The sequence below is a fragment of the Arthrobacter sp. SD1074B genome (assembly GCF_056780195.1).
Genome location: NZ_JBRAZT010000001.1, coordinates 3,577,130 through 3,589,818, shown reverse-complemented (window position 1 = coordinate 3,589,818; position 12,689 = coordinate 3,577,130). Strand labels below are relative to the sequence as shown.

The 12,689-nt window shown below is 68.1% G+C and carries 12 protein-coding genes; 10 read left to right on the top strand and 2 right to left on the bottom strand.

Going from position 1 to position 12,689, the window contains the following annotated elements:
- Positions 1-92 precede the first annotated feature (92 nt).
- Complete coding sequence (locus ACUYM2_RS16760) at positions 93-494, top strand: YccF domain-containing protein (RefSeq protein WP_479782276.1); 402 nt, start codon at positions 93-95, stop codon at positions 492-494.
- Positions 495-538: 44 nt separating this feature from the next.
- Positions 539-1,027, top strand: a complete 489-nt coding sequence (locus ACUYM2_RS16755; protein WP_481601087.1) for an SRPBCC family protein — start codon at positions 539-541, stop codon at positions 1,025-1,027.
- Positions 1,028-1,091: 64 nt separating this feature from the next.
- Here ACUYM2_RS16755 and ACUYM2_RS16750 read toward each other — a convergent pair whose 3' ends face one another.
- Complete coding sequence (locus tag ACUYM2_RS16750) at positions 1,092-1,961, bottom strand: DUF4031 domain-containing protein (protein WP_481601086.1); 870 nt, start codon at positions 1,959-1,961, stop codon at positions 1,092-1,094.
- A 94-nt stretch (positions 1,962-2,055) separates the two neighbouring features.
- Here ACUYM2_RS16750 and ACUYM2_RS16745 point away from each other — a divergent pair, with 94 nt between their 5' ends.
- The 5 genes from ACUYM2_RS16745 (at position 2,056) to ACUYM2_RS16725 (ending at position 6,275) form a co-directional block, all read left to right on the top strand.
- On the top strand, positions 2,056-2,466 hold the full coding sequence (locus ACUYM2_RS16745; RefSeq protein ID WP_481601085.1) for a TOBE domain-containing protein: 411 nt from the start codon (positions 2,056-2,058) through the stop codon (positions 2,464-2,466).
- Positions 2,463-3,233: a molybdate ABC transporter substrate-binding protein gene (modA, locus tag ACUYM2_RS16740; RefSeq protein ID WP_481601084.1), complete on the top strand. Its 771-nt coding sequence runs from the start codon at positions 2,463-2,465 to the stop codon at positions 3,231-3,233. The genes ACUYM2_RS16745 and modA overlap by 4 nt, the downstream gene beginning before the upstream one ends.
- Complete coding sequence (locus ACUYM2_RS16735; protein ID WP_481601083.1) at positions 3,233-4,063, top strand: ABC transporter permease; 831 nt, start codon at positions 3,233-3,235, stop codon at positions 4,061-4,063. The genes modA and ACUYM2_RS16735 overlap by 1 nt, the downstream gene beginning before the upstream one ends.
- Positions 4,060-5,109, top strand: a complete 1,050-nt coding sequence (locus tag ACUYM2_RS16730; RefSeq protein WP_481601082.1) for a sulfate/molybdate ABC transporter ATP-binding protein — start codon at positions 4,060-4,062, stop codon at positions 5,107-5,109. Before ACUYM2_RS16735 ends, ACUYM2_RS16730 begins: the two co-directional genes overlap by 4 nt.
- A gap of 83 nt (positions 5,110-5,192) precedes the next feature.
- Complete coding sequence (locus ACUYM2_RS16725) at positions 5,193-6,275, top strand: SDR family oxidoreductase (protein ID WP_481601081.1); 1,083 nt, start codon at positions 5,193-5,195, stop codon at positions 6,273-6,275.
- 73 nt (positions 6,276-6,348) lie between these two features.
- Here the strand turns inward: ACUYM2_RS16725 and ACUYM2_RS16720 are convergent, their stop codons facing one another.
- Complete coding sequence (locus ACUYM2_RS16720) at positions 6,349-6,882, bottom strand: carboxymuconolactone decarboxylase family protein (protein ID WP_481601080.1); 534 nt, start codon at positions 6,880-6,882, stop codon at positions 6,349-6,351.
- Positions 6,883-7,316: 434 nt separating this feature from the next.
- Between ACUYM2_RS16720 and betT the strand changes: the two genes are divergently transcribed.
- Genes betT through ACUYM2_RS16705 form a run of 3 tightly spaced genes read left to right on the top strand, consistent with a single transcriptional unit; the run spans position 7,317 to position 12,532 of the window.
- Positions 7,317-9,458, top strand: coding sequence for a choline BCCT transporter BetT (betT, locus tag ACUYM2_RS16715; RefSeq protein WP_481601079.1), 2,142 nt, complete (start codon positions 7,317-7,319; stop codon positions 9,456-9,458).
- Entirely contained in the window at positions 9,455-10,951 is a 1,497-nt protein-coding gene (locus tag ACUYM2_RS16710) for an aldehyde dehydrogenase family protein (protein WP_481601078.1), read from the top strand. The genes betT and ACUYM2_RS16710 overlap by 4 nt, the downstream gene beginning before the upstream one ends.
- 3 nt (positions 10,952-10,954) lie before the next feature.
- Positions 10,955-12,532: a GMC family oxidoreductase gene (locus ACUYM2_RS16705; RefSeq protein WP_481601077.1), complete on the top strand. Its 1,578-nt coding sequence runs from the start codon at positions 10,955-10,957 to the stop codon at positions 12,530-12,532.
- Positions 12,533-12,689 lie beyond the last annotated feature (157 nt).

Sequence of the window (12,689 nt, the reverse complement as noted above, 5' to 3'; positions counted from 1 at the left end):
GCCGGGGTATGCACCCACCCGGCCCCGGAACCAGGGCTTGATCAGGGCAGACCCCTGATCCGGATTGGCGACGGGCGGGAGACAATGGAGCCATGAAGACACTGCTGAACATCATCTGGCTGCTTTTCGGCGGCCTCTGGCTGGCGATCGGGTACTTCCTTGCCGGCATCGTCTGCTGCCTGCTGGTCATCACCATTCCGTGGGGACTTGCCTCGTTCCGTATCGCGTCCTACACCCTGTGGCCGTTCGGCCGGATGGTGGTAGACAAGCCCGGCGGAAACGGCGTCTTCACCCTGCTGGGCAACGTCATCTGGCTCCTGGTGGCCGGCATCTGGATTGCGATCGGCCACGTGGTCACCGCCTTCGCGATGGCCATCACCATCATCGGCATCCCGCTGGCCATCGCCAACCTCAAGCTCATCCCGGTATCCCTGATGCCGCTGGGCAAGCAGATCGTGCCCACAGACCGGCCCTTTGCCGGCAGCTACCGCTAGGTCCAGCCCGGGCGCACCACCCCCACGAAGCCGAGGGAGAAGCAATGCCGGAGTCATCAGCCCCGGAGGCAGTGCCCAACGACGACGAACTGATGCTGGTCATCACCCGCGAGTTCCAGGTCCCCATAAAGGCGGTCTGGTCCGCCCTGACCGACCCGGAGCAGGCGCCCGCGTGGTGGGGACCGCGCGGCTTCCACACTCCGCGGGAGAGCATCGACGCCGACTTGGAAATCGGCGGCCTGTACCGCGCCTGCATGATCCAGGACGCCACCGGGCAGCAGTACTGGTGGAGCGGCGTCTACACTGACATCGAACCGCCCGATGTGCTCCTGTTCACGCATGCCTGGGACAAGACGGACGGGACGCGCGGCTTCGAGACCGAAGTGGCGTTCCGGCTGGAGGAGATCGACGGCGGCACCCGGATGACGTTCACCCAGGGCCCCTTCGACACGGCCGAAAACCGGGACAGCAACGGTACGGGCTGGCGCGAGTCCTTCGACCGCCTCGCCGAACACCTGCGCAGGGCAGCCTAAAGCCCTTCACCTTCCGCCGCAGCGCTGCGCCCTGGCGCGCCGGGTGCGCGGGCCCCGGGCAGGATCAGGCGAGTTCGCCCTGCAGATTGCGCCGCGCCGTGTCCTGCCACAGTTCCCGGCCCCGCACGGTGTGGAAGAGCGGGTCCAGTTCCAGCAGCTGGCGCACGACGGCGGCGCGCCCGGCGGCGAAATCGGCGTCGCCAATGTGCGCGAAGTCCTGCCGGACGGCCGCGAGGTAGCGGGCGTAAGCCGCAGGTTCGCCGCCCAGGACGGAAAGGTCGGCGTCGCTGAGCAGTGCCGCGGGCTCGTCGCCGGGATCCGGCCGGTGGTCCGCCGTCATCCGGACCAGCCGCGCGACCTCGTCGACCTCGTCTGCGGGCAGCGCGGCGTGCTCCAGTCGCTCCTCGGCCAGCCGGGCCGACTCCTCCTCGTCTTCCCCGGCGATGCCGCGGTAGACGGCGTCGTGGAACCAGGCCGCGAGCAGCACGGCCCGCAGCGGGGGAACCGGCGCGGTCAGCCGGTCCAGGGCCTCCAGCACGGCGAGCAGGTGGGTGCGGCCGTGGTACTTGCGGTGCTCCTCGCCCCAGCGGTCCAGCAGGTCGAGGAAGAGCGCATCGTGGCCCGGGAGGACCTCGTTCCAGCGGGTCAGCAGCGGCAGTTTCAACGACCCGTTGCGCCGCCGCGCCGGAATCCGCAGGCCGCTGTCGATCAGCTTCCGGACCAGGACCCTGCCTTCGACGGGGACGGCGCCGGCGGCCACGAGGGCGTCGAAGCGGGCTTCGGCCACGTCGTAATGATCGCCGTCGAACGCCCGCTCCGGGATCCCCGCAGCCCGCGCGAAGGCATGTAGTTCCTCCAGCGAACTGTCCGAGATGAGGTGCGAAAAGTGCGTTCCGTGGGCGGGCCAGAGCGGCGGATCAAGGTAGACAGCCATGCAGGCAGTCTACGAGGCGGCCGGCAGCTGCCCGGATCCCGAAATGAGGAGATAATGGGCATCATGATCCGCAAATGCGGGTTACAGTGTGTCTATGCCTACTTTCCGCGTCTCTGAAGCCGCCCGCTTCCTCGGCGTCAGCGACGACACCGTCCGCCGCTGGACCGAGAACGGAAGCCTCACTCCGCTCAGGGATGAATCGGGGCGGCTCGCCGTGGACGGGCTCGAGCTCGCCCGGATGGCCCGGGAACAGGCGAAACTGCCCGAGGACCCTGCCCGGTCCGGGAGTTCGGCCCGGAACCGCTTCGTCGGGCTGGTCACCGCCATCACCGCCGACACCGTCATGGCCCAGGTCGAACTGCAGTGCGGACCGTTCCGGGTGGTGTCGCTGATGAGCAGCGAGGCGGTCCGTGAACTCGGCCTGCAGCTGGGCTCCGTGGCCACCGCCGTCGTCAAAGCCACCACGGTGATCATCGAGAGCCCGCACGGAAAGGCCCTGGTGTGAGCCTGCTCCGGAAAGCCGCCGCCCTGTCGCTGGCGGTCTCCCTGGCCGCCGGGGCCGCGGGCTGCGCCGCCCCGGCGGGGACGGCCGGGACGGGCCAAAAGCTCACGGTGTTCGCGGCGGCCTCGCTCAAGGCGCCCTTCACGGCGCTCGCCCGCGAATTTGAGGCCAGCCACCCGGGAACCACAGTCGTGCTCAGCTTCGCCGGGTCCGCCGACCTCGCCACCCAGCTCAGCCAGGGCGCGCCCGCGGACGTGTTCGCCTCCGCCGACCTGCAGAATATGGCCAAAGTCGCCGACGCCGGAGTCGTGGAAGGCGATCCCCGGAACTTCGCCAGCAACGTCCTGGCCATCGCCGTGCCGCCGGCCAACCCCGCGGACATCGGCTCTTTCGCCGACCTGGCCAGGCCCGGGGTCAAAGTGGTCGTATGTGCGGCCCAGGTTCCGTGCGGCGCGGCCGCCAAGTCGATCGAGGCCGGGACCGGCGTCACCCTGAAGCCGGTCAGCGAGGAATCCTCAGTGACGGACGTGCTGGGCAAGGTCACCTCGGGCGAGGCCGACGCAGGGCTCGTCTACGTGACCGACGTCCGGGCCGCCGGAGGCAAGGTCAAGGGGATTGCCTTCCCCGAGGCGGCGGCCGCCGTCAACCAATACCCGATCGCCGCGGTCAAACACAGCAAAAACACGGAGCTCGCGGCAGCCTTCATCTCGCTGGTCACCGGAACCGGGGGCCGTAAAGTCCTCGCCGACGCCGGCTTCGGTAGCCCGTGATGCGGCACGACTACAGCGGCATTCCGCGCTGGGTCCTGGCGCTCGCCGCGGCGGGGGCGCTGTTTGTCCTGCTGCCGCTCGCCGCCATGGTCGCCAGGGTCGACTGGCCGCAGTTCGTCCCGCTCATCACCTCGGAGGCCTCGCTCACCGCCCTGGCACTCAGCCTGCGCACGGCGGCGGCGAGCACCGTGCTCTGTGTGTTGCTCGGCGTCCCGTTGGCCCTGGTGCTGGCCCGGGGCCAATTCCGCGGCCAGCGGCTGCTGCGTTCTTTCGTGCTGCTGCCGCTAGTACTGCCGCCGGTGGTGGGCGGCATTGCGCTGCTTTATACCTTCGGACGGCAGGGCCTGCTGGGCCGGAGCCTTGAGGTGGCGGGCATCCAGATCGCGTTCTCGACGACGGCGGTGGTGCTCGCGCAGACCTTCGTCGCGCTGCCCTTCCTCGTGGTGAGCCTGGAAGGGGCACTGCGCTCCGCCGGCAGCCGGTATGAAGCCGTGGCGGCGACCCTCGGCGCGCGGCCCACCACGGTGCTCCGCCGCGTCACCGTGCCCCTGGTGCTGCCCGGCCTCGCCTCCGGCGCCGTACTCTCGTTCGCCCGCAGCCTCGGCGAATTCGGTGCCACCCTGACCTTCGCCGGCAGCCTGCAGGGCGTCACCCGCACCCTGCCGCTGGAAATCTACCTGCAGCGGGAGACCGACGCCGACGCCGCCGTCGCGCTCGCGCTGCTGCTCGTCGCGGTGGCGGTCGTCGTCGTCGGACTCAGCTACCGGGGGCCGGCAGCCGCCGGGCGCCGTGCGGGAAGCCCTGCCCGCGCCGGGAAGGAGCGGTCATGACGCTCACGCTCGACGCCGCCGTCGCCGCCCGCGGTTTTGACGTCTCGTTAAGCCTGGGCGAGGGGGAGACCGTGGCGGTGCTCGGACCGAACGGGGCCGGGAAGTCCACCCTGCTCTCCGTGGTGGCCGGCCTGCTCCGTCCCGATGCCGGCCGGGCCGCGGTGGACGGGCGCATCCTCTTTGAGCTCGGCCCGGGGCGGAACGCCTGGACCGCGCCGCACCGCCGCGGCACTGTCCTGCTGGCCCAGGAGCCGCTGCTGTTCCCGCACCTGACCGCACTCGACAACGTGGCATTCGGCCCCCGCAGCGCCGGGGCCGGCCGGGCCCTGGCGCGGCAAACGGCCGGGCACTGGCTTACGGAGGTCGACGCGGCGGACCTTGCCGGCCGGCGCCCCGGAGAGCTCTCCGGCGGGCAGGCGCAGCGGGTGGCGGTGGCCCGGGCGCTCGCCGCCGACCCGCAACTGCTGCTGCTGGACGAACCGATGGCCGCCCTCGACGTCCACGCGGCCCCGCTGCTGCGGCGCCTGTTGAAACGGGTCCTGGCGGGCCGGAGCGCCATCATCGTCACGCACGATGTGCTGGACGCCTATATGCTCGCCGACCGTGTGATCGTGATGGAGGGCGGCCGGATCACCGAGGACGGCCCCACCCGGGACGTGCTGCAACGGCCCCGCAGCCGCTTCGCCGCCGGGCTGGCGGGGCTGAACCTCGTCGCGGGCACCGTCACGCCGGCCGGGATCCGGACGGCCGCGGGCCAGGAATTTGCCGGCCGGCATGAGGATCCGCCGGTTCCCGGCCAGAACGGCGTGGCGGCGTTCCCGCCGTCGGCCGTCTCCGTCTTCCTTTCCGAAGCGCACGGCAGCCCGCGCAACTCCTTCCCGGTCACGGTCACCGACCTGGAGCCGCACGGCGACCAGATCCGGGTCCGGGCCGGGGAACTGGCCGCGGACGTCACGCCCGCCGCGTCGGCGGACCTTGGTCTCGCGCCGGGGGTGGGCGTGTACTTCGTGGTCAAGGCGGCCGCCGTGTCGGTCTACCCGGCATAGGGCTTCGGGTGCCGCTGCGGTAACGGCCGTGCGGGCCGCGGGCCTAGGGTGGAGAGAGGCCCGCCCGCAACCAGGAGGAAACCGTGCCCGAAAACTCAGCCCCCGCCCCCGGACAGACCGCCCTGGTGGTCGGAGCCAGCGGAATCGCCGGCTCAGCCCTTGTCAACTCCCTCGCAGAGACGGGCTGGGATGTGCTGGCGCTGTCCCGAGGCGGCGTTGCACGCCCCGGGGCGCGGCCGGTCAGCGCGGATCTCAGTTCTCCGGAGAGCCTCGCCACAGCGCTGGCCGGCGAATGCCCGACGCACGTGTTCTTTACCGCGTGGTCCCGCCAGGACACGGAACAGGAAAACATCGAGGTCAACGCCGCGCTGCTGCGCAACCTGCTCCACGCGCTGCAGGACAGTCCGGTGAAACACGTTGCGCTGATGACCGGGCTGAAGCATTATCTTGGCCCGTTTGAGGCCTACGCGGCGGGCGAAATGCCGGACACGCCTTTCCACGAGGAGGAGCCCCGGCTGCCGGTTCCCAACTTCTATTACGCCCAAGAGGATGAGCTGTGGACCGCAGCGCAGCGCCAGGGGTTCAGCTGGTCGGTCCACCGCGCCCACACGGTGATCGGCCACGCCGTGGGCAACGCCATGAACATGGGGCTCACCCTCGCGGTGCAGGCGTCGATCTGCAAAGAGCTGGGGTTGCCGTTCGTCTTCCCCGGTTCCGAGACGCAGTGGAACAGCCTGACCGACATGACCGACAGCGGGCTGCTGGCCGATCACATGATCTGGGCAGCCACGGCGGAGGCTGCCGGCGACCAGGCCTACAACATTGTCAACGGCGACGTTTTCCGCTGGCGCTGGATGTGGCCGCGCCTGGCCGCCTACTTCGGCGTCGAAGCCGTCGGGTTCGAAAAGGAACCCCGGCCCCTGGAAGGGCAAATGCGGGGCATGGAAACGGTGTGGGCGGACATGGCCGCCCGGCACGGACTGGCCGAGCCGGACCTTGGCCGCGTCTCCTCGTGGTGGCACACCGACGGCGACCTGGGCCGCAACATCGAGGTGCTGGCCGACATGAGCAAGAGCCGCCTCGCGGGCTTCACCGGCTACCGCCGGACCCTGGACTCCTTCACGGACCTGTTCGACAGCCTCCGGGCGGACCGGCTGATCCCGTAACTGCTGGCGGACGGGTTCCTGCCGGAGGTTCCTGCAGCGGTTCCTGTGGCTGGCTGCGGCGGCCGCGGGCCGGTTACTCGGGCTTGGTTTCCTTGTCCTTGCTGCCGTGGTCCCTGTTCCCCTGGTCCTTGTTCCGCACCGGGTGCTGGCTGACGATCGAGACGCGGTTGAAGGCGTTCATCGTGATCGCCAGCCAGCTAATGGCGGAGAATTCGACGTCGGTCAGGTGCTTGCGCGCCCGGCCTCCTTCGCGCTCGCGGGCCTCGGCGTCGGAGATGTTGGTGATCGCCTCGGCCAGGGTGAGCGCGGCACGTTCCTTGTCGCTGAAAAGGGCGGTGTCGCGCCAGGCCGGGAGTACCGCCAGGCGCTGGGCTGACTCACCGTTTTTGACGGCATCGCTTACGTGCAGGTCAAGGCAGAACGCGCAGCCGTTGATCTGCGAGATGCGGACGTTCAGCAGTTCGATCAGCGTCTGGTCCAGCCCGGCCTCCTCCGCGGCTTCCTTGGCCTTCAGTCCCAAACCGTTGAGCGCGCGCCACGCGGCGGGGTGCGCCTTGTCCAGGAAAACCTTGCGGGTGCCGTGCTCCGGGCTTGAAGTCTCATCCATGGGTCCCAGATTACAGAGGTCCCGATGGCTCCGCGCGCCCGGGGTGTGACAAGCTTGTCAAATGTATGACAGAATTTATTAGTAGCCAGTATTCGATCCGGTGGTCGGTTCCTTGGGGGAGCCGACCGCCGGATCGCTTCGTTGTGCGGGCGCCCGGTTTATGCCGCCGGCCTGGCCGCCGGGCATGCCCATTGCGGGCGCCGGCGAATGGACACAGGGCTATATGCAACCAATTGGGGCCGGGGACAGGCGTGTCCAGCGAGTGAGCCATCTCACCAAACTCCGCACTCCGGCCGCATAATTGCTAGCCTCGGTGGCTCAGCCAGACCCGACGGGACGCCGCCACCAGGCCTTGGCCCGGATGGAAACAGCCTCACCGCATCGCCTGACCGCACCGGTGTCCCCACGCAGCCTCAACAACTGAAATGGGATCCATGAGCCAAAATGCCACTGTCAGGACCAACTCGACCCCGGCCCCCGGTGAGCCGGACGGAGGTGTCGAGCGTAAGACCAGGGCCAACAAGACCGTCTTCATCGGGTCCGCGACCGGTGTCCTGGCGATCGCGCTGTGGGCCATCGTGGCCAAGGACAACGCCGAGGCAGTCATCGGAACTCTGGTCGGCTGGGTCTCGACCAACATGGGCTGGTATTACTTCCTGATCGTCACGGCGGCCGTGGTTTTTGTGCTCATCGCCGCCCTGTCCAGGGTGGGCAAGACCAAGCTGGGCCCGGACCACTCAAAGCCGCAGTTCGGCATGTTCACCTGGGCTGCGATGCTTTTCGCGGCCGGTATCGGCATTGACCTGATGTTCTTTTCCGTCTCGGAGCCGGTCAGCCAGTACCTCGCGCCTCCCCAGGGGGAAGGATCGACCCCGGACGCCGCCCGTCAGGCGCTTGTCTGGACGCTGTTCCACTACGGCCTGACCGGGTGGGCGCTCTACGCCCTGATGGGCCTGGCGCTGGGCTACTTCGCGTACCGGCACAACTTGCCGCTGAGCATCCGCTCGGCGCTGTATCCGATCTTCGGCAAGAAAATCGACGGCCCCATAGGTCACGCCGTCGACATCGCCGCGCTGCTGGGCACCATCTTCGGCATCGCCACCTCGCTGGGCATCGGCGTCGTGCAGCTTAACTACGGACTGCACTTCATGTTCGGGGTCCCGGAGAACCTCGCCATCCAGATCGGCCTGATCGCGCTGTCCGTCGTCATGGCTACCATTTCTGTGGTCTCCGGAGTCGAAAAGGGCATCCGGCGATTGTCCGAACTCAACGTGGTCCTCGCCGTCGCGCTGATGCTGTTCGTCCTGTTCGCGGGCAAGACCAGCTTCCTGCTGGACGGCGTCGTGCAAAACGTCGGCGACGTCATGAGCCGGTTCCCGGCCATGACGCTGGACACTTTCGCCTACGACCGGCCGACCGACTGGCTGAACGCCTGGACCCTCTTCTTCTGGGCCTGGTGGATCGCCTGGGCACCGTTCGTCGGCCTGTTCCTGGCCCGCATCTCCCGCGGGCGGACCATCCGCCAGTTCGTCGTGGGCACCATGACCGTCCCGTTCCTATTCATCCTGCTCTGGATCTCGATTTTTGGTAACTCCAGCCTCGACCTGATCATGGGCGGCAATGCGGCCTTCGGCGAGACGGCCATGAGCAATCCTGAGCGCGGCTTCTATAGCCTGCTGGCGGAGTTCCCGGCCGTCCCGGTAACGGCCGCTATCGCGACGTTCACCGGGCTGCTGTTCTACGTCACGTCCGCCGACTCGGGCGCCCTGGTGATGTCGAACTTCTCCTCCCACCTCAAGGACGCCGACTCCGACGGTCCGGAATGGATGCGCGTCTTCTGGGCGGTCGCAACGGGGCTGTTGACGCTGGCCATGCTGATGGTAGGCGGCGTCACCACCTTGCAGAACGCCACAATCGTGATGGGCCTGCCGCTGTCCCTGCTCCTAGTGTTCATCATGCTGGGCCTGTACAAGGCGCTGCGGGTCGAGAACTCCCTGAATGACAGCTACCGGGCCAGCCTGCCCGGCATCATCTCCGGCCGTTCCGGCGGAGAGCAGCGCAGTGGCCGCAGCTGGCGCCAGCGGCTCAGCCGGGCCATGAGCTACCCCGGCCGCCGGCAGACCACCCGATTTGTCGAAACCGTCGCGTTGCCGGCCCTGCAGGAGGTCAGCGAGGAACTCAAGTCCCAAGGTGCGGAGACCGTCCTCTCGGTGGCCCGGGTGGAGTCCTGCGGAATCGACAGCATCGATCTGCAGCTCGCCTTGGGGGAGGAACGCCCGTTCAAGTACCAGATCTACCCGGTGCAATACGAGACGCCTTCCTACGCCACCCGGCGCGCGGACCCGGAAGACCACTACTACCGGATGGAAGTGTTTTCGCTCGAGGGAAGCCACGGCTACGACCTCATGGGATACACCAAGGAACAGGTCATCACCGACGTCCTGGACCACTACGAACAACACCTGGAATTCCTGCACCTGAACCGGGCGGCGCCCGGAAACACCGTGCTGGTTGAAGACCAGGTAGCCAAAGACAATTGGGAATCAGATTTCGATACGCAGGAGGCAACGCAATGAGCACCGAAACACTCTTCATTGGAGGAAGCTGGAGCGCAGCCTCCGACGGCGGCACCCGGGAAATCCACTGCCCCGCCGACGGCGAACTGGTTGGCGTCGTCTCTGAGGGGACCGCCGAGGATTCCACGCGAGCCGTGGCGGCTGCCCGGGAAGCGTTCGACGCCGGCGACTGGTCCGGCCGCTCACCGCTGGAACGCGGTACCTTCCTGATCAACGTGGCCAACCGGCTGCGGGCGCGCAAGGACGAATTCGCGCGGGCGGAGACGCTGGACACCGGCAAACGCCTGGTGGAAAGCGAAATCGACATGGACGACATCGCCAACTGCTTTGAGTACTTCGGCAAGCTCTCCGGCCAGGACGCGGGCCGCGTGGTCGACGCCGGCAGCTCCACGGTGGTGAGCCGGATCGAGTACGAGCCCGTCGGCGTCTGCTCCCTGATCGCCCCCTGGAACTATCCGCTCCTGCAGGCCTCCTGGAAGATCGCCCCGGCGCTGGCTGCCGGATGCAGCTTCGTCCTCAAGCCCAGCGAACTCACCCCGCACACCTCCATCCTGATGATGGAAGTGCTTCAGGAGCTGGGCCTGCCCGCCGGCGTCGCCAATCTGGTTCTGGGTGCCGGGGCGACGGTGGGGGCGGTACTCTCCAGCCACCCCGACGTCGATCTGGTCTCCTTTACGGGCGGCCTGGAAACGGGCAAAACGATCGCCGCCGCGGCCGCCGGCACGGTCAAGAAGGTGGCACTGGAACTGGGCGGCAAGAACCCCAACATCGTCTTCGCGGACGCCGACCTCGATGCCGCCCTGGACAACGCCCTCAACGCCGCTTTCGTCCATTCCGGCCAGGTCTGTTCCGCCGGGGCACGGCTGATCGTTGAGGAGTCCATCGCGGAGAAATTCGTCGACGAGCTAGTGCTCCGTGCCCGGCAGATCCGCCTGGGCGGCCCCTTCGATCCCGACGCGGAGACGGGCCCGCTGATCTCAGCGGCCCACCGCGACAAGGTCACCGCCTATGTGGACAAGGGCGTCGCCGAGGGCGCCCGCCTGCGCTGCGGCGGCACATGGGGCGAGGGCGAGCTGGAAAAGGGGTTCTACTACCTGCCCACCGTGCTGGACCAGGTCAAGAGCGGCATGTCCGTGGTGGTGGACGAAGCCTTCGGCCCCGTGGTCACCGTCGAGACGTTCAGCACCGAAGCGGAAGCCGTTCAGATCGGCAACGACACCCACTACGGACTCGCCGGCGCGGTGTGGTCCCAGGATGCCGGCAAGAGCCAGCGTGTGGCCCGGAAACTGCGGCACGGCACCATCTGGATCAACGACTTCCACCCGTACCTGCCTCAGGCGGAATGGGGAGGATTCGGCCAGTCCGGCGTCGGGCGAGAACTCGGCCCGACCGGTCTCGCCGAATACCAGGAGGCCAAGCACATTTACCACAACATCGACCCGCAGGTAACGGGCTGGTTCGCGGACCGTTCCGCTGCCGCAGAGGGGAAGTAGCACATGACCGACCTGAACAAGAAGGAATTCGACTACATTGTGGTGGGCGGCGGCTCCGCCGGTGCGGCCGTGGCATCCCGGCTCAGCGAGGACCCCGCCGTGGAGGTGGCCCTCGTCGAGGCCGGCCCCGATGACCGCGGCCAGGACGAAATCCTGCAGCTGGACCGCTGGATGGAACTACTGGAATCCGGCTACGACTGGGACTACCCCGTCGAGGAGCAGGAGAACGGCAATTCGTTTATGCGCCACGCCCGGGCCAAGGTGATGGGCGGCTGCTCCAGCCACAACTCCTGCATCGCCTTCTGGGCCCCGCGGGAGGACATTGACGAGTGGGAGCAGAAGTTTGGCGCCACCGGCTGGAACGCCGAGATGGCCTACCGGCTCTACAAGCAGTTGGAGACCAACGAGGACGCCGGGACGGACGCGCCGCACCATGGCGACAGCGGCCCGGTGCACCTGATGAACGTCCCGCCCTCCGACCCCACCGGCAGGGCGCTGCTGGATGCCTGTGAGCAGGCCGGCATCCCCAAGGTCCGGTTCAACACCGGCGAGACCGTCATCAACGGGGCCGGCTTTTTCCAGATCAACCGTCGGGCGGACGGGACCCGGTCGTCGTCCTCGGTGTCCTACATCCACCCGATCATGGAGCGGAAGAATTTCACCCTGCTCACGGGGCTGCGCGCCAAGGAACTGACCTTCGACGACGCCAACCGCTGCACCGGCGTCGCCGTCGTCGACAATGCCTTCGCCAAGACCCACCTGCTGGGCGCCCGCGCCGAAGTGATCGTCTCGGCCGGAGCCATCGATTCGCCGAAGCTGCTGATGCTCTCCGGCATCGGCCCCGCGGCCCAGCTGGAGGAGTTCGGCATCCCGGTGCGGTCTGATTCGCCGGGCGTCGGCGAGCACCTGCAGGACCACCCGGAAGGCGTGATCCAGTGGGACGCGAAGCAGCAGATGACGGAGACTTCGACGCAGTGGTGGGAGGCAGGGATCTTCACCACCACCGAAGAGGGGCTGGACCGGCCGGACCTGATGTTCCACTACGGTTCCGTGCCGTTCGACATGCACACCCTGCGGCAGGGTTTCCCGACGACGGAGAACGGCTTCTGCCTCACCCCGAACGTCACGCACGCCCGCTCCCGCGGCACGGTCAAGCTGCGCAGCAAGGACTTCCGGGACAAGCCCAAGGTGGATCCCCGCTACTTCACCGACCCGCACGACATGCGCGTGATGGTCGCAGGGATCCGGAAGGCGCGCGAGATCGCTGCCCAACCCGCGCTGGCCGAGTGGGTGGGAACCGAGCTGTACCCGGGCCAGGACCTCCAGACCGACGAGGAGCTGACCGACTACATCCGTAATACGCACAACACGGTTTACCACCCGGCCGGGACCGTCCGGATCGGCGCCCCGGAGGATCCGATGTCGCCGCTGGATCCCGAGCTGCGGGTCAAAGGTGTCACCGGGCTGCGCGTGGCCGATGCCTCGGTGATGCCGGAGCTGACGACCGTCAACCCGAACATCACCACCATGATGATCGGCGAACGCTGCGCGGAACTGGTGAAGCTGGCCCGCCAGGCCTAGGGGGCGGCCGAGCGCTGGACATGCCCGCTGTTCGCGCGGGCTCTTCGGGGACATGCCCAGCCCGACGGACCAGGAGTGGACATATGCCCTATATGTCCACTCCTGGCGGCAAAGGGAGGGCATGTCCCGAGGTGCGTGCTCCGGGCGGATGGGCATG